This is a genomic window from Dysgonomonas sp. ZJ709, from assembly GCF_011039195.1.
In the GTDB taxonomy this organism is placed as follows: Bacteria; Bacteroidota; Bacteroidia; order Bacteroidales; family Dysgonomonadaceae; genus Dysgonomonas.
The window spans coordinates 53858-76829 of the sequence record NZ_JAAKEM010000005.1; the positions used below are offsets into that span (position 1 = coordinate 53858).

The window sequence follows — 22972 nt, forward strand, 5'->3', positions numbered from 1 at the left end:
AAACAAAAACAAAAAGTCTAGACCACTTCTTAAAGTATATGATAAAATATAAAATATATCATAGCGAAATTAAACCCTGCATGACATACAATTGCCCCAAAGATAGAATCGGATAGTTGCTTACATCTGAAAAGTAGCTGACTCAATGCAAACATAAATAATACCCATAACAAAGCAGGTACAGGTAAAAAACTCCACGTGCCTAAATTGTAGATAATACCAAAGTGCGCCAAGTGTGTGAGTGCAAAAGCTGCGCTATCGAAGAAAGATGCTTTTCTCTCTCCAAATTGTTCTACAAAACTACCGTGTACAATGCCCCGAAAGAATAACTCTTCGCCAATAGGACTAAAAATCATACCCGAAATGGCGAATGTTATAAAAAACATAAATCTGTTTGCGTCCAACTGTCCTTCGGGCAGTAAGTAAGACTTGGAGATGTAGGCAAAGCTATTCCCTAAAGAGTCTCCGTAAATGAAGTGTGTTATATAGAATGCCAAACCGCAAAACAATGCCCCTAAAACGAAAGAGTACAGAAGTTGAAGAATCCTTGGTTTTTTGAGTCCGATCTCTTTCCTGCCTTTTCGGGTAAGGAAGATAAAAGGAGAGAACCACATTATCACAAATATAATAGAAACTAAGCCATATCCTCCTGATACATTAGCTTGAAGAACCAGAATGAAGCGGGGTATTCCAAACAGAAGAATAACAAATAGGCCGAATTTCCAATCGAATTTGAAAAAACGAGACCATACTTTGTTTAATGCATCCATACTTCTCTATATTGATATTATAGTTTCTGACAACTGGCACAGTAATAGACTGTTCCTCCCAGATATGCTTCTTTATGTATTTCGTCGCCACAGAGAGGGCATCGTTCTTTGTATGTCTTTTTCGAGAGGAGTGTTTTGTATTTGCCGAAGTTGCCGTAAAAATCTTTTTCGGTATCACGCCCACCTTTTTCGTACATGCTTTGCAAGGTTACTTTCAGGCAATGGAATAGTTCGCCCCGCTCAAAATCGGATATAGTCGATATTTTCCTTTTCGGATGAAGCCCTGCTTTGAAGAGAATGTCTTGCAATACCCCGTTACCTAAGCCCGGTATGCGCTGCTCGGTTGCCAATAAGGCTTTTATCGAATAATCTTTCTTTGCATTCTTGAAAATATCATTAAAAAACGATTCGTCGAAAGCATCATCAAGTGGCGAAAGGCTATTCAGGCTGCCACTGTGATATGGGTTATCCATTTCGCCTTTGTAGGCAAAAATAGCACCGTACATGGAAACGGTGAAAGCTAGGAAGCTTTTATCGGTAAATTCTATCAGTAACTGATGTTTCTTCGGATGCTCCTGACTGGCGGGGAAATATTTGAGGTTCGTGCCGTCACCGACAGAGAGAGACATATCACCATTGCAATGAATATCTACATACGCTCCGTGCCCTTTTACCGACACTATCTTTTTGCCCGAAAGCATTTTGTCGTAAAGTGCCGGATCGCCATTATACCACGTGAAGCTATGAGGGCTGCTTGCTGTTAAGACTCTGGCGATTGTCTTCCCTACTAATATTTCGGATGCCTGTTCGCCTATTGTTTTAGATTCGGGTATTTCTAACATAGCATAACTTGTTTAAGGTTAATGTATTTCAAATAGTCGTCAGCAAAATTTACTCTTCGTCTTCTACCTTCGACCAGCGTGTACTATCTTTCTCGCGCGCTGCCGCTTCTCCGGGTTGCATATCGGGGAGTTTACGCAGTGCAGGTTCCATCTCAAGCATTTCGTCGACCGATACCAGATAGGCATCTTCGTTTACGTCTACTTCATCGTCACCAAATAGTTGCCAATCGCCATCTTCATCGTACAATACAAATGTTACGGGCGATCCGCTGCACAACACATGGCTGGTAGTCATTATCGACTTATTACCCGGTTCTTCTTTCAGTTTCATATTCTTTATTTGTTTGACGATAAAGATAGATTGTTTTTTTTGAATTGATGGTATTTAATACAGTGAAGTCGAGACGACATCTTTGTTTATTTTTTTTATTATTACCCGTTGTGGACTAATATTTAATGAAATAGAAGTCCGGCAAATTCAATTGATCTTTCGATAAATTTCCAGAGGCTCTAAATATTAAACTTAAATCACTATTGGAAGAACAAATGGTATGTGAGATTTATTGCTTACTTTTAGATCCACCAAATCAATTTAAAAACACAAAAATGCAAAAGACAATTTTTTTATTTCCGATTCTATTTTCTGTCTTCTTCATCCTTAGTGCTACTAGCTGTGGCAAAGACGATGAGGCAACGGGAAGCAGTGAAAAACAGATTACCTCATTCAAAATCAAGGATATGCTTGGTGTAATAAATGAAGAGGATAAAACCATTGAATTGACATTCCTTCACACGGAGGATATAGACTTAACAAAACTTACGCCAGTGGTGCAAGTATCGCTTGGCGCTACGGTTAGCCCAAAATCGGGAGAAGTTGTAGACTTCACTAACCCGGTTAACTATGTAGTAACAGCCGAAAATAAGAGCCGTGAGACCTACAAGGTGACAGTGATAAAGGAAAAATCGAATGAGGCAAAAATATCAAAGATTGAGTTTGAAGGCATCACGGTAGAACGATTTATACTGCATGAGCCAATTAGCACTATCGAAGTGCAAGTTCCTTACGGGACTGATGTGAAAGCATTGAAACCAATTATTACCTTCACCGGAAAAGAGATATCTCCCAGCAATGGTGAGGTTCAGGATTTTACAAGAGCAATCGAATATACTGTGGTAGCCGAAGATGGCACTGAGGTGAAATACAATGTAGCCGTGATTTTTGGTAATTTCACAAATATGGAAATTCATAGCGTAAACAAAAATCCAATCAAAGTAGAAGAGCGATTTATCATCAAAGGAATATTTCCTCCTAAAGACAATATCGTTTTCGTTGGAGGCGAAAAAGTGACTGTGGTCCGCAATTCTGCTACGGAATTAGAGGTAATTGCTCCAGTATTATCATCGGGGCTATATGATATTAAAGTTCAAAATGACGGCGTTTTTCTTGTGCACCCCAAGCTAGCCAACATCGAGAATGTGGGCTATCCTATAATCAAAAGCGTCTTGGTGAAGAATAACACATTGGATTTATTGGAAGTTACCATCACTGGCGAAAATCTGAAACGATTTAAAAATAAAGACTTTACGATTCATCAAAATATGATCGACTATAAGCCGACTGTAAATATTTATCAAGATGCTTTCTATCTCGCAAGTGACCTTACATTTGAAGAAGATGGAAGCAAAATAGTAATAAAAAAAGCGAAAATACATGTAGCAGGACAATTTGAATTTTACATCACAGCAGATACTGAATCGAATGGTTATGTGACAGGTAATACAAAACAATTTCTGGTAGATGGCCCTACATTAGGATTCCCCGAAATAACAAGCATCACTCCATCGGTACTAAAAATAGGAGTAGACAATGCAACATTGAAAGGAACGAACTTGGCAGGAAAAACAGTAACTATGTACCGATATTATCATGACCCAAGTGATGGTGGATATTATGATTACGTTTATCCTACCACCAACGAGTTTACTATTTATCCTCTCAATATTACTTATAATCCGATAGGAAAATATGATGTGATATTAGAAATAAACGAAAAATTCAGCAACGCGGTAGAAATAGAATATATCCCTTAAGGAAAAAATTTGCTACAAATTAAATTAGAATAAACTGCCACTAATAAGCAATTCATTGTTTATTAGTGGCAGTATTTTTTTAGTAAAAAGCTTTTCATCGTATGTTAATGACATTGAAATCGTCTCGACTTTTCTTATAACCACAGAGTAAAAGGAGTTTCGCAGAGCAACAATTAAACTGATAGCTTTTAGCTAATAGCCCTCAGCTCTACATGATAGCTGATAACTGTTGGTTGATAACTGTAAAAACTCCGTGATACTCTGTGCAACTCTGTGGTTAAAAGTCAAGACGAACTCGAAGTAAAGGTTCTTGATTTTATGCCGCTGAATGGATAAACTACCTCAAACAGGTATATTGATTTTTCAATCTATATTTTCTTTATTCTAAACAATATATTATCTTTGCCGTCCGATAAAAAAATATAAATATGCTACCGATAAGCTATTTTCCTACACTATTCTACTGGAGGCTCGATGCTCCTCTCAACTGAGATAGATATCTTGGTCTTTTCAATCATGCACCTCAACTTTATGTGAGGTAATCCGTTTACTTATTAATATTACTTGACTGATAAATTCTGCTATCATTTAGCTAAATTTATCACCTTTACAGAAATCAATTATGAATAATTGGAAAAAAACATTCGCTATAATATGGAGCGGTCAGCTCTTCTCAACATTAAGTAGTTCTATTGTCGGTTTTGCCGTTGTATTCTGGCTGAGTATGAAAACAGGTTCGCCTGAGGTATTAGCCTATGCCATGATAGCCGTACTTTTGCCCTTTATCGTATTGGGGTTATTCACAGGTGTGTATGTAGACCGTTGGGATCGCAAACGCACGATGATATTAGCCGATAGCTTTGTCGCTGTATGTTCGGCTGCTCTGGGTATCCTGTTCTATTTAGATATGACGCCTATTTGGCTTATATACATACTACTGGCTCTAAGGTCGGCAGGTAGCGCATTTCATATGCCGGCTATGCAGGCTTCGGTTCCCTTACTGGCTCCCGAAAGTGAATTGATGCGTGTAGCGGGTATCAATCAGATGATACAATCGATCAGCAATATCGCAGGGCCTGCTCTGGGTGCTGTGCTGATTTCGGTACTCGACATGTCTTATGTAATGATGTTCGATGTGTTGGGTGCTGCAATAGCTTGTACTTCTCTCTTATTTGTGAAGATACCCAATCCCGAAAAGAAAGTAGATACTGTTCCTAACGTTTGGCTCGAAGTGAAAGAGGGAATCCGGCATTTATTTATGAACAGGGGAGTAACTTATCTTATGATATCTGTTATCGGTGTCACCTTCTTCATCGTTCCCATCGCCGCCCTTTATCCGTTGATGACACTTAAATATTTCGGTGGAAATGCTTATCAACTGGGACTTGTAGAAGTTGCATGGGGTATAGGTATGCTTGTCGGGGGTGCGTTTTTAAGTATTAAGTTTATGAAGACCGTCAACAAGGTGCTCACTATGAATATTGTGGCCATTGGTTTAGGCTTGACTTATTGGGCAATGGGGGTATTACCGACGTCGGGATTTGTGCTGTTTGTAGTTCTGACTTCCATTAGTGGTATAGCAGGCTCGATATACTGGAGTTCGTTTACCGTAATTCTGCAAACCAAGATAGATCCTGCGGCGCTGGGGCGTGTCTTCTCTATCTACGATAGTGTGAGCCTCCTGCCTACCATACCGGGATTATTGGCTACGGGTTATATTGCCGAAGGTGTAGGACTGTTGAATGCTTTTGTGATAGCAGGGATAGCAACTCTAATAATTGGAGTGGCAGCATTGTTTATTCCGGAAATAACCAGATTAGGTATTTCGACTAAGGGTGTGAAGGAGTGAGAATTAATTTGCATGAAAATTCTATATAAAAAATAAGAGGAATACTAAATCAGTATTCCTCTTACTTTATATCAATTATAGAGGAGGGTATCTCCACCAAAAACTGGTATCTGTTTCTAGATACTTCTCCATCCTACACTTTAGAAGGACTTTATGCGAAGCCTCATTGTCTTTATATGTTTCGGCAATGATGGCGTCTATATTCTCTTGACGAACAGCCCATTCGGAAACGGCCTGTACGGCTTCAGACATATAGGCCTTGTTTCTGTAACCTTCGTTTGTTCCATAGCCTATTTCAACCTCTTTCTTATCATTAGGTTCTCCTTTAAAACTCAGACTGGCTATCATTCTGTTTTCCGATTTCAATACAATCAGCCAAAGAGCAGTGAACCACAACGTATCGGATGGATATTCAATAGCTTTGTTAGCAACATACTGCATAACCCAAAGCGTTTTTTCATCCAAAGGTTCTTCTATTGGAGTTAAACCCAATTGTCTCTCGATTTTAGCCACTCCATCCGCTAAGAGTTTCGACTGCTCCATATTGAGTGGTATTATTCTTAAGCGTGTTGTTTCCAACTCCATTTTACTCAATCATTATAAGTAGGCAATGTAGAAAATTGCTTAGAATAGCGCATCATTTGCTCTGCATAACCTTCGGTGTATGTTATTTGCACATCGGTGATCTTACCGTCTTTATCTTGTACAAGTTCGAAAACAGGATTTACAAAACCTTTGTAAGGTTTCATATTCAATGTCTTGTAACGAGCCAATACTTCATTGTGCAGTTTCTGATCTACTTTCACAGCATAATTATCCACAAGTGCTTTAGCTCCATTAAAGTCTCCTTCCGATTTCACGCGTTGTATTACAGCCAATAGCTCACCGAATAGTGAACGCAGCTTCACATAATCGTTTACCACAACGTATGTTTTGCCATCTTTCACCTTATATTCAACTACATTGTCAGCTTTACCTTTTTCGTAAACCCATTTTGCAATTAACTGACGGTTTCGCATGTGAGCTTCTTCTATATCTTTACCTGCTTCTATACGCACAAGTTGGGTCATAAGCCCGTTCATCATAAACTTATAATACTCTGCTTTGTAAGTATCGGCATTAGGTATAATACCCAATTCTACCAGTTTTGCATCGCCCAAGAAGTAAAGACCGAACAAATCGGCACGAGCTTCTTCGATAGTCGAACTGAATTCACCCAAAGCATTGGGATCAACCTCCGGTAATAGTTTGCCCGAACCATGACCAAGACATTCGTGCAAGTCGGTATGAAGTACATCGGTAATAAAACCGTATTCTTTTATCATATAGATCTCGGTATCAGACCACATAAATTCTTTTCCGAATCCTGTATGTGCTCCCGCTGCATCGTAAGCCTCCATTATGTTTTCGATAGTCACCGATTTAGAACCGTGATCTTTACGAATCCAATCGGCATTCGGCAGATTGATACCGATAGGTGTTGCAGGATAACAATCACCACCCAATTGAGCAACGGTTATAACCTTAGCAGATACACCTTTTACTTTCTCCTTTTTGAATTGTTTATCCACAGGCGAATGGTCTTCGAACCATTGCGCATTGCTGCTTATTATTTCGGTACGCTTTGTAGCCTCTACGTTCTTGAAGTTAACGGTCGATTCCCAGCTGGCTTTAATTCCCAGCGGATCGCCATATACTTCTGTGAACCCATTTACAAAATCGACACTTGATCCCAAGTCTTGCACCCAAGCAACAGCATAGTCGTCGAATGTTTTCAAATCGCCCGATTTATAGAAAGAAATCAGTTTGGTTATAACTGCTTTCTGCTGATCGTTTTCGGTTACGCCTTGTGCTTTCTCTAACCAGAAAACTATTTTCTCGATGGCAGGAGAATACAATCCGCCTACTTTCCAGACTTTCTCTACCAGCTTACCGTTCTCTTTTACCAAACGGCTGTTCAAACCGTACGATATGGGAGTAAGATCGGTAGTATCTTTCATAGCACCGTAGAATGCCTGTACTTCTTTTTGAGTAACACCGTCCCCGTAATAGTTATTGGCTGATGTTACAATAAGATCGCCACCTGACTGGTTTACCTTCTTGGCCATTACTTTGGCATCGAACATCACAGGGGTAATCATCGCAATGAATTGATCGACCGACTGATTGTCTTTTACAGGCACAAGATTAGCAGGTAATGCCTTTACTTGTTCAGCGAAGAATGCCTGAGAGAATTTAGGCAGGAACTTTTCTTCACCATAATGGTGATGGATACCATTCGAAAACCACACACGTTTCAGATAAACCTCAAATTCTTTATAGTCGTCGGTTGCTTTATCGCCTTTATAGTTTTCGTAGATAGCTTCTAATGTACGACGAATAGCAAGATTGTATCTGTTATTCTGATCGAAAAGTATGTCACGCCCTTCTATCGCTGCCATAGACAGATAATAGATCAGTTCTTTTTGCTGCAATGGTAACTCTTCGAAACCCGGTACTTGGTAACGTAATATTTCCAAGTCGGCAAAAGCGTCTACTTCATAAACAAAATCCTTATTAGCAACTGTTTTCTCACTTTCCTTCTGTCCACCGCCACAGGCCGTGAATGTCATCGATAATCCAGCCATAGTTATTAATGCTATTTTTTTCATTGTTATTCTTACTTGTTATTTATGCTTGCAAAGGTAAGTAAAATCGATAAATAGTTAGCAGTCAATAATCAATAAAGAAAATAATCGAACAAGACAATTATGCAGTCGATTCTAATTTTCATCAGCCTCGTAATTATGAGTTAATCGCACTCTGTCATCCCGATACGCAGTGAGGGATCTACTATGAAGTGAGCTGATAGCTATTAGCCAATAATTTCAGGAGACAACAGATCCCTCACTGCGTATCGGGATGACAGGGGTAGGGTATACTCCCAATGGGGTTAGGAGGCTACAAGAGAACTTTTCAATAGTTTGGACGATTGACATTAACAGAAAAAGGTCATATCCTCAGATACAACCTTTCTTATATTTATATAATCACACAATTAACGATTATCCTCTCAATACCAACAGCGGGGTGTCGGAGTGGAACAACATCTTGCGTGAAATACTAGGACTAAACATACGTGCAAAGATATTACGTTTGCTGGTCGTCAATGCCAGAATCTCAATCTGATCGCTCTTAATGTGTTCATCCAGAGTTTTTAACATATCGCTGGTGTCGATAAGGGTGTAGTCGAGTTTCAGGTTGGGGTATTGTTTAGAGAAATATGCCCTGATGCCTGCTAACTTTATCTCGTCCCATTTATCGCTTTTCTTAAGAGCAATGTGAGTTAATTGTATCTCGATATTATATGGAGAAAGTAATTTCGCCATAGTATCGAACGAAATAAGATCACGCTGACTGAAATTGGTGAGGAAAGCCATTCGCTTCACATCTTTCATGTCTACGAACTTCGTATTCTGAGGAATAGCCATCATCGGGATACGCGACATTTCTATTACTTCGGCAGTCACACTACCTATAAGGTCGGCATCTTTCTGGTCTTTACCTCTTGTACCCATCACTATCAACGAAGGTTTGTATTCTTTCGAGAAGGTAACTATTTCCTCTTCGGGCAATCCTTCGCGCAATACATACGAATAGTTGATAGACGGAAATTCTCCTGCCGCTATCTTATTGTCTATTGTATTGCACAGTTTTTGTATATTTTCTTTTACTTTATCTATTATACTTTGAAATTCTTTTTCTTCTTTTCCCTGATATGCAAAAGCTTCAGCCATCGGCAGAGCAGTTGGATAGTAAGGGTTGAAATAAACGTGAAGTATTTTTACTTTGGCGTTTATATCGCGAGCCATGTTGAATGCTATTTGGCAGGCCTTGAGTGAGTAGTCGGAAAAATCGACCGGCACAAGAATACGTCTGCGACCATCGTCGGTGCGATACGTTTCTTCATCATCATACCTGAATAAGTGACGGTTTTCGACAACGCTCAGTGCTCTGGGAAGATCCGATTCTTTGATGCGAATACGCACACCCGGAGCTACACCCGGATTATCGAGGTCTATATCATTGATATGTACTTCTATATTTTCGCTCTCCAAAACCTTTTTTAGTATTTGGGCTTTTTCATTGGTATGAATCGCAAGTGTTACTAATTTATCTTCCATAGCTATCTTGTTTTAAATATTATCTATCGGTTCATTTTAAAAGAGATGAATGCTGTTGTAACATTCATCTCTCTATTTTGGTTCTCAGGCTTCTTTTAGCTCTAACATTTCCAAAGCCATGTCTAAAATAGTAGTATCGTCCAACGAGACGTAGCCTCCGTCGGGTCCGGGTTCAATATGGACGCCGCAACTCTGTCCATTCTGGTAACTATAACCACCGAAGTAGTTCCACACAGTTTCAACAGGTAATTGCAGCTCTTCAGCAATTTGATGAATGCTTCCATCAGGCAGAGTGTCTTTTATTCTGCGAAGTTCTGAAAATTTAATTATTCGTCCCATACACTATATGTTTTAATGGTAAATGATTCTGGTTTGTGTTTCTAAAGTTAAATAAACTTTCATATCAACCCAACTATTTTATATGAAAAGATATTAAAATTGCGAAAATAGTAAATGGTTTAAGGGGAAACTTTCTGGTAACGTTATAATGCACCAATAAAAAAAATTGATAAATCGGTGAAGATTTAAGATGAAAGAATAGACTCTTCTTTTATCTTTGAATTGTATTTATTATATAAATTTAAAACTATAACTATGAGAAAAATTATTGTATTGATATTACTAACAATCTTAGCCATAACAGCACATAGCCAAAGTAGACTCCAAGTTGAGAACTCTTATTTATCTATTAATTTACATGGAGATATTAGTTTGCATAATCTTGATAGGAAATCGGGAGGAAGAGCCTTAGTTCCTTATGGAAATAATACGCTTCTGATTAATGCTGGTAACGATTTTACGGGAGGTACTCAAATAGCAAATCAAGCTTTCTTTAAAGATTATGGCATGGTGTTGGGCGAGCAGATGAGCACAACAGTGTTTGGGGAAGTAAATAGATTAATAATAACTCCATATCGTCACGGATCTGGAACTTGGGTGGTATCATCCAGAGATATACCATCAGCGGCTTTCCTCGATTTTAATTACGGAGTTAACAAAGGACTTCTGACAATAAAACATCAAGGTAATATTGGGATCGGTGTAGCTGATCCTCAGAACAAACTTGAAGTCAACGGCACTATCCGTTGCGCAGAAGTCAAAATACAAGCAGTACCATGGTCTGATTTTGTATTTGCTAAGGATTACGAGCTGCCTTCATTAGAAGAAGTAGAAGCTCATATCAAAGAACACAAACATTTACCGGATGTACCATCCGAGGCGCAAGTAAAAGAAGAAGGTATAAACATTGGAGAAATGCAGGCGAAGCTACTCCAAAAGATAGAAGAACTGACGCTATATGTTATTGAGCAGGATAAAACGATAAAAGAGCAAAGTAAGCTTATAAATAAACTTCAGGAGAGGATTGGCGATTAAATACTTCTCCCGACATATTTGATGATGCCAGAGAATAAAATAAATTAAAACTTAATTTAATTTACTTGATTTAATCTATTTTTGTCAAAAACCAATTATATGATAAAAGATATACGCCTATTAAGCCAACAATTGGTAAATCCAACTTTCGATACGCCTAAAGAACTTGTTTCGTGGATGGGGGCTATGCAAGCACAGCACTACAATATGTGTAAATGGGCGGTAGGTATCCGATTGAAATCGGCAACACTCAAGGCTGTTGACGAATCGTTGCAAAAAGGTGAGATACTCCGCACGCATGTGATGCGCCCCACATGGCATCTCGTTGCAGCGGAAGATATACGTTGGATGTTGAAACTATCGGCGAAACGGCTCAGGTCGTGCGGTGCATCGAGAGACAGGGAGTTGGGTATAGATGAAAAGCTATATACTAAATTGAATAAACTGATCGAAAAGATGCTCGAAGGTAACAATAGCCTGACAAGAGAGGAGATAGGGCTAAAATTGAACGAGGCAGGCATTGAGGTTAACACATCGCGGATGACACATTTTATGATGCGCGCCGAAACCGAAGGAATTGTTTGCAGTGGTGCAGACAAGGGCAAGAAACAAACATACGCGCTTCTCGAAGAACGTGTACCCGCTGCAAAAGAACTTCATAAGGAAGAAACACTTGCCAAGTTGGCAACTAATTATTTCAGAAGCCATTCGCCGGCAAGCTTACAGGATTTCGTTTGGTGGTCGGGATTATCACTAACAGAAGCCAGACAAGCTATCGGTTCGATAGAATCGGATTTGATAAAAGATAAAGTTGCATCCGAAAACTTTTTTGTTCACCAAGCATGGAATAAGGATATAAAAAGCAGCGAAGTTTTTCATTTCTTGCCTGCATACGATGAATATCTTATCAGTTATAAGGACAGAACGAATGTCTTAGATTTGGAACATTATCCCAAAGCATTTAATAATTATGGTATATTCTCTCCTGTTATTCTTCATGATGGTCAGGTCGTTGGCAACTGGAATAAAATAACAAAGAAAAACGGGACTACAATCGAGACTTCTTTCTTCGATGAGGGATTTAGCGTCAGTGATAAACTGGTGCAGATTGCAGAAAGCAGATATCAGAAATTTATCTCATAAATAACAAACAATTAAAAATATTCGATTCTTATGAAAAAACAAGCTATTGCTTTTTATTCTCTCTTAGTTATATTGATTCTTTTACCCAATAATATCTTTGCTCAATTATCTGATAAAGAAAAAATAAGGGAATATACTTTCGACTTGTACGATGATGCGAGAGAACGGTCGATTCCGGTAGTCATATATTCACCACAACACGACACTAAAAATGCAAAAGTGGTTATTATGAGCCACGGATATGGTAAAAATGTGGGCGAATCATACAAATCATATTCTGCTATTACCAAAGAGTTGGCATCGAAGGGTTATTTCGTTTTGAGTATTCAGCACGAATTGGCGGACGACGATTTATTGGCAATGGACGGTAATCTATATGAGACAAGGATGCCTAATTGGGAGAGAGGAGTGAAGAATATCCTCTTTACGATAAGTGAATTTAAAGAAATACGTCCCGACTTGGATTGGACTAATGTAAATCTGATAGGACACTCTAATGGTGGGGATATGACGATGCTATTTGCTGCAAAATATCCTTCACTTACAAAAAGAGCAATCTCGTTAGATCATAGACGAATGCCAATGCCACGAGCTAATAGCCCCAAATTATATTCGTTGAGAGGTTCTGACTTTGAGGCGGACAAGGATGTACTGCCTACTGCTGATGAGCAAAAGAAATATTCGATAACAATCGTAAAACTCGATGATGTAAAACATGGTGATATGGACGACAAAGGTTCGCCTGCCCAATTAGAAAAGATTAATAGGTATCTGTTGGAGTTTTTGAATGACTGATATTGCTGAAATTATAAAAAAGTAAGAGGGTGTGTCATAAGTAAATGTACACTGTCTAAGTCTTACTCTCTTTTATCATTCTGAACGAAGTGAAGAATCTTGACTTTGCTAGGAGATCCTTCTCTCCGTTCAGGATGACAATATTATTCGAGAAATTACTTATAACGCACCCTCTTCCTTTTTTAGTTGAAACGTTTTTATTTCGTTCTTGTTTTGTGTCTTGATAAAATATCTAATACATCATCATTCAGATTTCCAAAAATGGAGATGCCCGATGCGCCATTTTTTAGTGCGTATTCTACACCTTGCTCTATTTCTTCGTTACTCTTAAAGTCGGGCATATACAATCCTGCATAGATAGGGAAGCGTCCATCCAGCCCTCTCATACCTTGTGCTACGGCATCGCCTATCCAAGGTACTTCTTCTTTATAGAAACCATGATAGATCATTGGGAAAACAGCATCTAGAGGCCAGTTAGTCCAGTCTTGGCGAACAATGCGTTTAGCAACATCAGGTGTAGGGAAAACGGCCGCTGTAAGGGGTTTATTATTTGCTTTGGCAACTTCCGAAATCTTGTTTACTATATTGCTGACAGCATCGTAGCGGAATGTACGCCATGACAGGCTTTCTTGTGGATATTCCATGCTGTCGAGATCTTGTTTATATTTTTCTTTGAATTTCGATTTACATAAGTCGCAATAACAGTAATCGTATTCGGGTAGTTCCTGTGTTTGTACTATATCATATACCTGCCATAAGTTTACAGCCAACACTACATCGCAGAAGCGTACATAGTCCATATGTATGCCGTCTACATAATCTTTTGCCAATGTGTTTTTTACATCGTTCACTAGAAATTCTGCCACTTCGGGTTGCGAAGGACACATCCATTTGTAGTATCCTACATAAGGCGGTTTGTCGGCACACGATTCGCCTTTTCTATTGATAGCTGCCCATTCGGGATGATCTTTCAATGCATCGCCTCTATTCATGATCCACATCCAGCGATGAGCTTGCAATCCTTCTGCTTTAGCTGCACGATAATGGCGTTCGCTGTCGGCTTCGAAGAATATACCGACAACGCCTGCGTCGTGATATTTCTTATATCTGGCGGCAAGTTCTTCATCCGTATCGTTTTCGTTCGGATTAGTCCATACCCAGTGTTTATACACATTTTCATCGGCTGCTACGAGGCTTTTTGTCTCGGTCTGCTTTGTCGATGTATTACATCCTGTAGCCAGTAAAGTGATAGCTACAATTGCAAAAAGTTTAAATAGTTTTTTCATGGTTCTTTACTTTATAATTAGTCCTTCGTTGTTGATACTTATGGCCTGAGATTTATTGTCGGTTATTGTTATTTTGAATCCTTTTGCGGTTGGCGATAATGACAATGTATTTTTCATTCCATCCACATCTATCGCTGTTCCTTGCAAACCTAGTTCTTTTAAGGTCTGTGCATATCGCTTGTTTTTAGCATGGAAATCTTTTTGTTTGTAGTAGGCAAGCCACAGATATTGTCTTTGCTTCTCGGCATAAGGCATCTTGAATTGTGGAAGTGTATTTCCTACTTCTACTTTAGAAAATTGCACATATCCCCATCGTTCGGGAAGGTGCATATTTATAACACCTTGTGGTGACCATACCCAATTGTGTTCGGGCAGATCTTTACCTTTAGTATCTTTTTTCTTAACGTATTTTCCGTTTACTATGTCAGTTTGCCATTGTACACGGGAGAAATTTAGGCGCCATATATCATTGTCTTTTGGTGCAGATGCTGTATATCCCATCATGCTTAAGGCTGTAAATGGAACTGCTATTTCTACTGTCCAGCCTTTATCTTCATCGCTGGCATTGTTGAGCGTACCTTGTATGTTTACTGCATGAAGCATGCCTGGTGTGTTCCATTCGTGATGAGCCGGTCCACCATTTCGGTAGGGTTTTGCCAGGAATAAATCGAATATAGTGTTCAATGCATTTATTTCTATTTCGAAATACTTATGTGTGGTGTTGCTCGGATCGATAAATATCTCAAAATCGTTATCATAAAAAACAATTTCATCATGTTTCCTCAAATTAGCCCATACATGCGGATCTTTCAGCTCGGCAGCAAAATAGATATATTTGTCGTCCCAAAGCATTTTCATACGGGTTTCGTAATATGGCTTTGGTTTCAGATCGCCTTCTATATCTTCGAAATAGACTGTCCACGCTGCTTTTTTCCAAACATCATCGTTGATATTTCCATCAATTACGGGTGGGGTAGAGGTGAAGCCTGCTACATAATTTAAAGGTGTGGTAAATAGGTTTTCGCGACCAGCAAAAGGTGATTGAGCTAAAACAATCGTTGTGGTTTGGCAAAGAACTATCGCAAGGATAGCTAATTTTTGCTTCATAAGATGTTTTTTTATGAACGTCTGCATCATCCGGTATCTCTAAAAGGTTAATAAATTGGAATTAGAACGCAAGTTATAGAAAAACACCGAGAGTCGTATTACAAAAAGTAAGAAATTAAAATAATTTACTAAGTGATTTTGGCTACTCTATGATATATTGTTCTGTTTTATGATGAAGAATATATAGTTCGATTTTTAGGTATAGAGTTCATCTTGACTTTTAAGCACAGAATAGCACAGAGTGCCACGACGTATTATAAATAAGGGAATTGTTATTAGTATATAAATTAATATGAGTTAGATATAAACATCATGTAATTATGAGTTATAAGTTAGTAGCTATTTTTCGCCTGTTTTGTCATCCCGAACTGAAAGGAGGGATCTTGATTAGCCCTTGTCAGTAGGATAATAGATCCCTCCTTTCAGTTCGGGATGACAAATTCGCATAATATTTTATTTCCCCTTATTATCGAAACAAGTTCATAAAAAGCATGCGTATGCATAAACCAAAAAACTATGAATCTTTTTTCAATAACTCTCTCAATTGAGCAACTCCTTCCGAAGCTCCTTTATGTATAAAATGAATGTCTCTTCTTGCTGTATTTACATTGTTGGGATCGATAAGATAGATCGGTATGCCCGGTTTTACATAATTGACTAATCCTGCTGCGGGATAAACATTGAGCGATGTGCCTATTATAACAAGTACGTCGGCTTTTTCGACTTCCTCCGCTGCTTTTTCTATCATTGGTACAGCCTCTCCGAACCATACGATATGTGGACGAAGTTGCGACCCCTTTTCGCATTTGTCACCCATATTTATTTCGGGCTTATCGGTTGTCAGTTCATAAATAAGGTTGGGATTCTGTGTCGATCTCACTTTTTTTAGTTCGCCATGCAGATGTATCACATTGCTGCTGCCTGCCCGTTCGTGCAGATCATCCACATTTTGGGTGACAATGGTAATTTTATATTCTTTTTCCATTTCGGCAGCCCGATATGTCCGCCATTGGGCTTTGCGTCGAATGCTGCTTTGCGTCGTGCATTGTAGAAATCGAGTACCAGTTGAGGATTTCTGGCAAAACCTTCGGGGGTTGCTACATCTTCTATGCGGTGTTGTTCCCATAATCCGCCTGAATCTCTGAATGTAGAAATTCCGCTCTCTGCACTCATGCCTGCTCCTGTGAGGATAACTATATTTTTCATAATGGTAAATGAAGTACGTAAGTATAAAACAAATGTATTGAATTATTTTGTGTCAGGCTTTATGTCAGACTTTTTTTGTTGTAATGAGTTGCTTTTCGACAGACTTAAGGGAAATATTAAAATTAATTTTTTTATTGCTAAAATAGTATAATATTTGCGTAAAAATACTAAATAACCTAGATTTAAAGCTATGCGTAATGCCTATTGTTTAATTATTGTTACTAGTGTTCTTCTGTTTTTGATATTGGGATCGTGTACTTTAGATGATGTGTACGAGCCTGTTCTTATTTCAGGAACTATTACAGATTCCTTGGGTGTCAAGCTTTCGGGTGTGATGGTCAAAATAGAATCTACTTCAGATAATCGAAATGTAGAAACATCTTCAGACGGAACATATTCGATAACTCTTTCTCAAGGAGGTACATCATATCTTGTTTTTACAAAAGAGGGTTACACCTCTCTTTCGAGAAATTTGTCACTTAAAGGTGGAGAGCAGAGGATCCTTGATTTAAAAATGGCTACACTAGCAGAGGATGCTTATCTAAATATAGGTGTCAAAGATACTCTTGTAACCAATAAAAAAGGTGAAATGTTAATCTCTGCTGCAACAAATATTCACTTTGAAATTACTTGTGATGCAGACTGGGTGACTCTCGAAAAATGGACGAGTACTTTTACTATTAAATATGATGAGAATAAAACATTGGAGGAGCGTACTGCTACAATAGAGCTGAAAGGTGAATATGGATTGGTTCAGACAATGAAGGTTACTCAAATGGCAGGTCCGGTTTTAGCTATTTTAGACTATATAGGTAAAGATGGTAAAACGGATTTTTTGACTACTAATCCATTCTTGTCTTTCAATAGAGAAGTGAAGTTATTGTCAGCATCTTCTTCTAATAATAATGGAATGGATCTAACTCCTCAATATTCAGCAGATAACAAAACGATTCATTTCCCTAATCTGAGAGTATCTTTATTTGAATCGGTAACTCTATCGTATGTTGTAGAATCGACCGATAAAGCACGGGTAATAGGGAATTTTGAGGTGAAAGCCTACGATAACTCTATCGATGTTTCGAATATAAGTATAGGGAATATTCTTTTTACGAAGGACAATAAATATTTTTGGATGTTGTCTTCTGAAGGGTATGAAACCTCAGCTTTAAAGCAGTATTCGGCTGTCGATATGACTCTTATGAAAACCATACCCAAAAATAGTGTATACGGGAATTTAGCTTATAATAGTTATAATAATTGCTTGTATCTCACTAATCAAGCATACTTTGATTCATCAGATAGTAAGATAATAGACGTCTATAATGCTTCGACAGGAGCTTTTGTTAAAAAACTTGATTTGTCGAACAATTTAGGGACTAATACCGAAACATCATTCGAACTTGTTTTTGGAAATAACGGTCTTGGATTAATGCCCGTTTATGATTATTCCGGCACATATCCGTCTGTCACAGGTAAAATATACTATGTGGACTCTTCTAAAAATCATGCATGCGGCTCTTTTTCTAGTGATCCGGCTTTATATTTCGAGCATCAACCTACTACATTAGAAGTCCGTCCGAAAGGTTTAACTAATGGAGGTAAAACGATTGTAATGCATGGTGAGAATGGTTCTGGCAATTCTTTGTTTGCAATAGATACCGAAACAAAAAGACTGACCTCCTACACGAGTCTCGGTGGTGGCTATATTTATACTGCTAATTTGAGTAATGGCGTTTTGTCTTTTTCAGGAGAGTCTATATCTTACATCGATTTCTCGGCAAATAAGAAAACATCATTAGCTCTCAAACAAAGTGCTTGGCAAGGGTGTGTATTAAATGGAAAAGAAGGCTTACCTGTTGTTCTGACAAATTCTTTGTCCATGATTGATATGTCAAAAAAACAAGAGGTATTATTTAGTCATAATGGCAATACTGATGGCGTATACACTTCTCCTGATGGTAGTATCGTTCTGATTAGAGCTAATAATAAGTTATACCATTTCAAGTCTGAAGTATTTACAAAATACAATGCAAAACTAAAACAACTATGAGAACGATATATATTTTTATTATCTTTTATATTTTGTCGGTAAGCACAGCTGTGCTTAAAGCTCAAAGCAATTTTAAAGAAGGTTATATTATTACAAACGAAAATGACAGCATATTGGGCTTGATCGATTTCAGAACCTATAAAATGAATGCAAGTATTTGTCGTTTCAGGAAAACCCAGAATGCGGAAACTCAGTTGTTTCATCCAGGCGAAATAGCAAAGTATCGTTTTGTAAAGGAGGGTAAATATTATTTGTCGCGCGAAATAATAGTAAATGATATCCCACGCACCGTATTTTTGGAATATTTAGTTCAGGGAATGATGAATCTTTATTATTATGTAGATTCAGAAACGAATTTGGAGTACTATTATTTTGAAAATGTAGATGGAAGTATGGTTCCAATTTCAAAAAAACAAGATGAGACCATTGACAACCGGATAAAAACAGATGAACGATATAAGGGCGTCCTCAATTATGTATTTCAGGATTACCCTACTATGACTAAAGATCTGAATAAGATGGCATTTGCCCGTGAATCAATGATTCAGTTGGCAAAAGAATATCATGAAATTGCTTGTACTTCGGGAGAACAATGCATCGATTTTGAAAATGATTATAAAAAACAATTTGTAAAGATTAAATTTTCGGCATATAGTGGAATACAATTGCTTCACTATTCATTGGGAAATGAAAAGATACGTTCAACCGAATCTATGAAGTCAATATACCCTGTAATAGGGGGGCAGGTAACTATGTCTAGTCCGAGATGGAGTAAGCCGATGAGTCTTCAGTTAGATTTTTCTTTTTCGGGTATTAAAGGGGCGAATGAGTACGTTAGTGGTAATAATTATTATGAAAAATATAGTTTCGATGCATTGATGTTTATCGGTAAATTTGGTGTGAAATACACTTATCCATCCGGTAAATTTTGTCCCACAATCGAAGGGGGATTTGCCTATAGTAACCTGTTCAGTATGTCTAGCACTTTTTATACAGAGGCAAGATATAATGGCTCTTTAAGAGCTGAAAGTACCGATGATTATGTCTTGCCACACACTTATCTGGTTGGGTATTATGGTGCGGTAGGCTTAGATTATCAAATTAAAGAGGATCGATTTATATTTTGTCGTGTTTCGTATGATAAGTACGAACGGGAAAATGATAGAATGAAGGCAATTCAGCTAAAAATAGGATATATATTTTAAACAATCAATAATTATACATGAGAGTAAAAAGTTTTTTAATAGCCATTTTTATTTCTTCTTTGAGTATCGGATTTATTAATGCTCAAAGTAATTTTAAACAAGGATATATTATCACCAACGATAATGATAGTCTTATTGGGCTGATTGATTTCAGAACAGATAAAAGCAATTCCAATGTTTGCCGTTTCAAAGAATCGGAAACGTCGAAGGTACAAACATTCTATCCAAGCGATATTGCTAAATACCGATTTGTAGACGAAGGGAAATATTATGTTTCGCGCGAAATAATAATTAAAGATGCTCCCCGTAAAGTGTTTCTCGAATATTTAGTTCAGGGAATGATGAACCTTTATTATTACAAAGATTGGGATTGGACTTTAGAGTCTGACTCGGAGATGGAATATTATTTCTTCGAAAATCCTGATGGAGTAATGATGCCGGTTACGAAGAAACCGGATGAAATGGTTAATTACAAGAAAAAGGAAGATGGTCGATATATTGGTATGCTCAGTTCTGTTTTTAAAGATTATCCGGCTATTACTAGTCATTTGGATAAAACACGCTTTGATAGAGAATCAATGATTGGATTGGCTAAAGATTATCATACTATTACTTGCGCTCCCGGGCAAGAATGTATCGAGTTTGAAAACGATTATGCAAAACAATTCATGGAAGTTAAATTCTCTGTATATGGAGGATTTCAGTTGCTCGATTATGAATTACATATTCCAAAAGGTTTTAGTTTGATGAGTTCAACTTATCCGGTAATAGGTGTGCAAATGAACGTTCTGAATCCGAGGTGGTCAAAATCATTTAGTTTTCAGGTGGATTTTTCTTTGTCAGGACTGAAAGGTGAATCCAAAGGAGCTAGTGAAGATTTTCGTAAGGAATATAAATTACGAGCTTTAATGATTAGGGGAGAATTAGGGCTGAAATATACATATCCGTCGGGTAAATTCCGCCCAACTTTAGAAGCGGGTTTAGGATATAAAGGACTTTTTAGTTCATCGGCCCAATTTATTAGTAAAGAGTATATCGATGAAGATGACGAAGATTTCGAATTATACAATTCTTACAAATTACCATCTTTCTTTATCGGATATTATTGTGGTGTAGGAGCAGATTATTTAATAGGCAATGAGCATTCTGTATTTTTTCGTGTTACATACAACAACTATAGAAATGAAGATAAAATGAAATTATTCCAGTTTAAGTTTGGATATACTTTTTAAAAGACGATATTTCAAATATCATATTCTCTAAAATGAAATGCAAATAACCACTTATTTGCATTTTTTTTATCCTAAACTTATTCTTATTCACAATATAGCTTTTTTCACCCGTAATTTTGATTGTAATAACGTGAAAAGCATTACTTTTGTCCAAAATCAAAAAATATAAATCAGGTTTTAACGTTTTCTTGGAAGAAGTATGTATGGAATCGGATAAAACAAGTTTAGAAAAATAAATTATGGATAAAATTAGTTACGCTTTAGGATTGAGTATTGGTAATAATTTCTTAAGCTCGGGTATTAAAAAAGTAGACATAGAAGCATTCACGAAAGGAATGCAGGATGTGTTGAACGAGAGTCAGCCCGATATGTCGTACGACGAGGCAAAAGAAGTTATAAATGAATTTTTTGTTGAATTACAAGCTGGAAGAATGGATCTTAACCTAAAAGCAGGAAAAGAGTTTTTGACTATAAACAAAAACAGACCCGGAGTTGTTACTTTACCTAGTGGTTTGCAATACGAAATATTGAAAAAAGGAGAAGGTAAAACACCTGTTGCTACCGATCAGGTGAAATGCCATTACCATGGTACGCTTATCGATGGCACTGTATTCGATAGCTCTGTACAACGTGGTACACCTGCTACATTTGGTGTGAATCAAGTAATACCGGGATGGGTAGAAGCTCTTCAATTAATGCCTGTTGGGTCTAAATGGAAATTGTTTATCCCTTCAGAACTTGCTTATGGTGAAGCCGGTGCAGGTCAATCGATCGAGCCGAATTCGACATTGGTATTCGAAGTAGAAGTTTTAGATATCGTTTAATATAATTATTAGAAAAAGAAAATGAAAAAAATTCAAGTTGTTGCTCTTTGTGCTTTTACTGCATTCGGAGCATTCCTTACATCTTGCAGTAGCGGAGTTTCTACAAACGTTTCGTTGAAAAATGAGACTGACTCTGTTTCTTACGCTTATGGAGCCAGCCTATACGACCAAGGTCTGTCTGCTCATTTGCAACAATTAGGTTTGGTAAGCGATACTACAGGTATGAGAGCTTACTATCAAAGCCAGATAGCTGCGGCAGCAGACGATGCAAAAAAAGCATCTCTTGAGAAAGAGTTTAAAACAAAATTAGATTCAATCGTTTCTTTGAATAACAAGAATTCAGCCGAATTCATCAAAGGAATACAAGAAGGTCTAAATTCTACAGGTTCTAAAGAAGCTTACCTTGCAGGTTTGAATATTGGAGGTCAGATTTCAAAACAAATGTTCCCTTATTTTGTAGAGCAACTTTATGGTGCAGATGCTGAAGTTAAGCAAAAAATCAGCACAGATATGTTCCTATCGGGAATTGCTACTGCTATGCAAAAAAGTAAATTTGCTATTGACAATCCATCTGAACTGATCGAAGGTAAAATGAAAGCTGCTCAAGAAAGAGCTTCAGCCGGACAAAGAGAAGAAGGCGATAAATTCTTAGCAGAAAATAAAACTAAAGAAGGTGTAGTAACACTACCTGACGGATTACAATACAAAGTAATTAAAGAAGGTAACGGTCCTAAACCGGCTGCAACTGATGTAGTGAAAGTTCATTATCATGGAACACTTATCGATGGAACAGTATTCGATAGCTCTGTACAACGTAACGAGCCTGCTACATTTGGCGTTAACCAAGTGATACCGGGATGGACAGAAGCTCTTCAATTGATGCCTGTTGGATCTAAATGGATGGTATATGTACCTGCCGATTTAGCTTATGGTGCAGCAGACAGAGGTCCTATCAAACCATATTCAGCTTTGATATTCGAAGTAGAATTATTAGGTATCGAATCAGCGAAATAAATAACATAAAGAAACTTACGG

General features: G+C 37.7%; 19 protein-coding genes and 1 pseudogene. 10 read left to right on the top strand and 10 right to left on the bottom strand.

The window, feature by feature from the left end; genetic code table 11:
• Nucleotides 1–29: 29 nt before the first annotated feature.
• From G7Y56_RS05460 to G7Y56_RS05470, 3 genes are read right to left on the bottom strand one after another with little or no spacing between them, the layout of a single operon-like run.
• The gene (locus G7Y56_RS05460; RefSeq protein ID WP_165041738.1) at nt 30–770 is read right to left on the bottom strand and encodes a CPBP family intramembrane glutamic endopeptidase; all 741 of its coding nucleotides are present in this window, start codon (nt 768–770) and stop codon (nt 30–32) included.
• 17 nt (nt 771–787) lie between these two features.
• The gene (locus G7Y56_RS05465) at nt 788–1612 is read right to left on the bottom strand and encodes a DNA-formamidopyrimidine glycosylase family protein (RefSeq protein WP_165041740.1); all 825 of its coding nucleotides are present in this window, start codon (nt 1610–1612) and stop codon (nt 788–790) included.
• 49 nt (nt 1613–1661) lie between these two features.
• Entirely contained in the window at nt 1662–1943 is a 282-nt protein-coding gene (locus G7Y56_RS05470) for a hypothetical protein (RefSeq protein WP_165022413.1), read from the bottom strand.
• A 275-nt stretch (nt 1944–2218) separates the two neighbouring features.
• Between G7Y56_RS05470 and G7Y56_RS05475 the strand changes: the two genes are divergently transcribed.
• Nucleotides 2219–3703 carry a DUF5018 domain-containing protein gene (locus G7Y56_RS05475; RefSeq protein ID WP_165041742.1) on the top strand — a complete coding sequence of 495 codons (1485 nt, stop codon included), beginning with the start codon at nt 2219–2221 and terminating at the stop codon, nt 3701–3703.
• Nucleotides 3704–4325: 622 nt separating this feature from the next.
• Nucleotides 4326–5552 carry an MFS transporter gene (locus G7Y56_RS05480; protein WP_165041744.1) on the top strand — a complete coding sequence of 409 codons (1227 nt, stop codon included), beginning with the start codon at nt 4326–4328 and terminating at the stop codon, nt 5550–5552.
• Between the two features lie 75 nt (nt 5553–5627).
• Here G7Y56_RS05480 and G7Y56_RS05485 read toward each other — a convergent pair whose 3' ends face one another.
• The 4 genes from G7Y56_RS05485 to G7Y56_RS05500 form a co-directional block, all read right to left on the bottom strand.
• A complete protein-coding gene (locus G7Y56_RS05485) occupies nt 5628–6137 on the bottom strand; it encodes a GNAT family N-acetyltransferase (RefSeq protein ID WP_165041746.1) in 510 nt (169 codons plus the stop codon).
• A gap of 5 nt (nt 6138–6142) precedes the next feature.
• Nucleotides 6143–8203 carry a dihydrofolate reductase gene (locus G7Y56_RS05490; protein WP_165041749.1) on the bottom strand — a complete coding sequence of 687 codons (2061 nt, stop codon included), beginning with the start codon at nt 8201–8203 and terminating at the stop codon, nt 6143–6145.
• 393 nt (nt 8204–8596) lie between these two features.
• A complete protein-coding gene (locus G7Y56_RS05495) occupies nt 8597–9715 on the bottom strand; it encodes a universal stress protein (protein WP_165041751.1) in 1119 nt (372 codons plus the stop codon).
• 84 nt (nt 9716–9799) lie between these two features.
• Nucleotides 9800–10054 carry a DNA-binding protein gene (locus tag G7Y56_RS05500; RefSeq protein ID WP_165022431.1) on the bottom strand — a complete coding sequence of 85 codons (255 nt, stop codon included), beginning with the start codon at nt 10052–10054 and terminating at the stop codon, nt 9800–9802.
• A gap of 255 nt (nt 10055–10309) precedes the next feature.
• Between G7Y56_RS05500 and G7Y56_RS05505 the strand changes: the two genes are divergently transcribed.
• From G7Y56_RS05505 to G7Y56_RS05515, 3 genes are all read left to right on the top strand, one after another.
• Nucleotides 10310–11089 (top strand): hypothetical protein, encoded by a 780-nt coding sequence (locus tag G7Y56_RS05505; RefSeq protein WP_165041753.1) that lies wholly within the window; start codon nt 10310–10312, stop codon nt 11087–11089.
• Between the two features lie 99 nt (nt 11090–11188).
• Complete coding sequence (locus tag G7Y56_RS05510; protein ID WP_165041755.1) at nt 11189–12232, top strand: winged helix DNA-binding domain-containing protein; 1044 nt, start codon at nt 11189–11191, stop codon at nt 12230–12232.
• Nucleotides 12233–12262: 30 nt separating this feature from the next.
• On the top strand, nt 12263–13027 hold the full coding sequence (locus G7Y56_RS05515) for an alpha/beta hydrolase (protein WP_165041757.1): 765 nt from the start codon (nt 12263–12265) through the stop codon (nt 13025–13027).
• Between the two features lie 197 nt (nt 13028–13224).
• Here the strand turns inward: G7Y56_RS05515 and G7Y56_RS05520 are convergent, their stop codons facing one another.
• The 3 genes and pseudogenes from G7Y56_RS05520 to G7Y56_RS05530 all read right to left on the bottom strand — a co-directional run.
• A complete protein-coding gene (locus G7Y56_RS05520) occupies nt 13225–14313 on the bottom strand; it encodes a family 10 glycosylhydrolase (protein WP_165041759.1) in 1089 nt (362 codons plus the stop codon).
• Between the two features lie 6 nt (nt 14314–14319).
• The gene (locus G7Y56_RS05525) at nt 14320–15420 is read right to left on the bottom strand and encodes a carbohydrate-binding family 9-like protein (RefSeq protein WP_165041761.1); all 1101 of its coding nucleotides are present in this window, start codon (nt 15418–15420) and stop codon (nt 14320–14322) included.
• Between the two features lie 730 nt (nt 15421–16150).
• Nucleotides 16151–16626 (bottom strand): annotated as a pseudogene (locus tag G7Y56_RS05530) (Sir2 family NAD-dependent protein deacetylase); the annotation flags it as partial.
• 190 nt (nt 16627–16816) lie between these two features.
• Between G7Y56_RS05530 and G7Y56_RS05535 the strand changes: the two are divergent.
• The 5 genes from G7Y56_RS05535 to G7Y56_RS05555 all read left to right on the top strand — a co-directional run bounded on the left by G7Y56_RS05535 (nt 16817) and on the right by G7Y56_RS05555 (nt 22951).
• Nucleotides 16817–18676, top strand: a complete 1860-nt coding sequence (locus G7Y56_RS05535; RefSeq protein WP_165041763.1) for a carboxypeptidase regulatory-like domain-containing protein — start codon at nt 16817–16819, stop codon at nt 18674–18676.
• Entirely contained in the window at nt 18673–19881 is a 1209-nt protein-coding gene (locus tag G7Y56_RS05540; protein ID WP_165041765.1) for a hypothetical protein, read from the top strand. Before G7Y56_RS05535 ends, G7Y56_RS05540 begins: the two co-directional genes overlap by 4 nt.
• Nucleotides 19882–19898: 17 nt before the next feature.
• Nucleotides 19899–21113 (top strand): outer membrane beta-barrel protein, encoded by a 1215-nt coding sequence (locus G7Y56_RS05545; protein WP_165041768.1) that lies wholly within the window; start codon nt 19899–19901, stop codon nt 21111–21113.
• 239 nt (nt 21114–21352) lie between these two features.
• Nucleotides 21353–21937, top strand: coding sequence for an FKBP-type peptidyl-prolyl cis-trans isomerase (locus G7Y56_RS05550; protein WP_165041770.1), 585 nt, complete (start codon nt 21353–21355; stop codon nt 21935–21937).
• Between the two features lie 21 nt (nt 21938–21958).
• Nucleotides 21959–22951 carry an FKBP-type peptidyl-prolyl cis-trans isomerase gene (locus G7Y56_RS05555; RefSeq protein WP_165041772.1) on the top strand — a complete coding sequence of 331 codons (993 nt, stop codon included), beginning with the start codon at nt 21959–21961 and terminating at the stop codon, nt 22949–22951.
• The last annotated feature ends 21 nt before the right edge of the window (nt 22952–22972 follow it).

Bases quoted from the DNA above. Each gene is read 5' to 3' on its own strand.
- G7Y56_RS05460 (WP_165041738.1), bottom strand. From the start codon at position 770: ATGGATGCATTAAACAAAGTATGGTCTCGTTTTTTCAAATTCGATTGG.
- G7Y56_RS05465 (WP_165041740.1), bottom strand. From the start codon at position 1,612: ATGTTAGAAATACCCGAATCTAAAACAATAGGCGAACAGGCATCCGAA.
- G7Y56_RS05470 (WP_165022413.1), bottom strand. From the start codon at position 1,943: ATGAAACTGAAAGAAGAACCGGGTAATAAGTCGATAATGACTACCAGC.
- G7Y56_RS05475 (WP_165041742.1), top strand. From the start codon at position 2,219: ATGCAAAAGACAATTTTTTTATTTCCGATTCTATTTTCTGTCTTCTTC.
- G7Y56_RS05480 (WP_165041744.1), top strand. From the start codon at position 4,326: ATGAATAATTGGAAAAAAACATTCGCTATAATATGGAGCGGTCAGCTC.
- G7Y56_RS05485 (WP_165041746.1), bottom strand. From the start codon at position 6,137: ATGGAGTTGGAAACAACACGCTTAAGAATAATACCACTCAATATGGAG.
- G7Y56_RS05490 (WP_165041749.1), bottom strand. From the start codon at position 8,203: ATGAAAAAAATAGCATTAATAACTATGGCTGGATTATCGATGACATTC.
- G7Y56_RS05495 (WP_165041751.1), bottom strand. From the start codon at position 9,715: ATGGAAGATAAATTAGTAACACTTGCGATTCATACCAATGAAAAAGCC.
- G7Y56_RS05500 (WP_165022431.1), bottom strand. From the start codon at position 10,054: ATGGGACGAATAATTAAATTTTCAGAACTTCGCAGAATAAAAGACACT.
- G7Y56_RS05505 (WP_165041753.1), top strand. From the start codon at position 10,310: ATGAGAAAAATTATTGTATTGATATTACTAACAATCTTAGCCATAACA.
- G7Y56_RS05510 (WP_165041755.1), top strand. From the start codon at position 11,189: ATGATAAAAGATATACGCCTATTAAGCCAACAATTGGTAAATCCAACT.
- G7Y56_RS05515 (WP_165041757.1), top strand. From the start codon at position 12,263: ATGAAAAAACAAGCTATTGCTTTTTATTCTCTCTTAGTTATATTGATT.
- G7Y56_RS05520 (WP_165041759.1), bottom strand. From the start codon at position 14,313: ATGAAAAAACTATTTAAACTTTTTGCAATTGTAGCTATCACTTTACTG.
- G7Y56_RS05525 (WP_165041761.1), bottom strand. From the start codon at position 15,420: ATGAAGCAAAAATTAGCTATCCTTGCGATAGTTCTTTGCCAAACCACA.
- G7Y56_RS05535 (WP_165041763.1), top strand. From the start codon at position 16,817: ATGCGTAATGCCTATTGTTTAATTATTGTTACTAGTGTTCTTCTGTTT.
- G7Y56_RS05540 (WP_165041765.1), top strand. From the start codon at position 18,673: ATGAGAACGATATATATTTTTATTATCTTTTATATTTTGTCGGTAAGC.
- G7Y56_RS05545 (WP_165041768.1), top strand. From the start codon at position 19,899: ATGAGAGTAAAAAGTTTTTTAATAGCCATTTTTATTTCTTCTTTGAGT.
- G7Y56_RS05550 (WP_165041770.1), top strand. From the start codon at position 21,353: ATGGATAAAATTAGTTACGCTTTAGGATTGAGTATTGGTAATAATTTC.
- G7Y56_RS05555 (WP_165041772.1), top strand. From the start codon at position 21,959: ATGAAAAAAATTCAAGTTGTTGCTCTTTGTGCTTTTACTGCATTCGGA.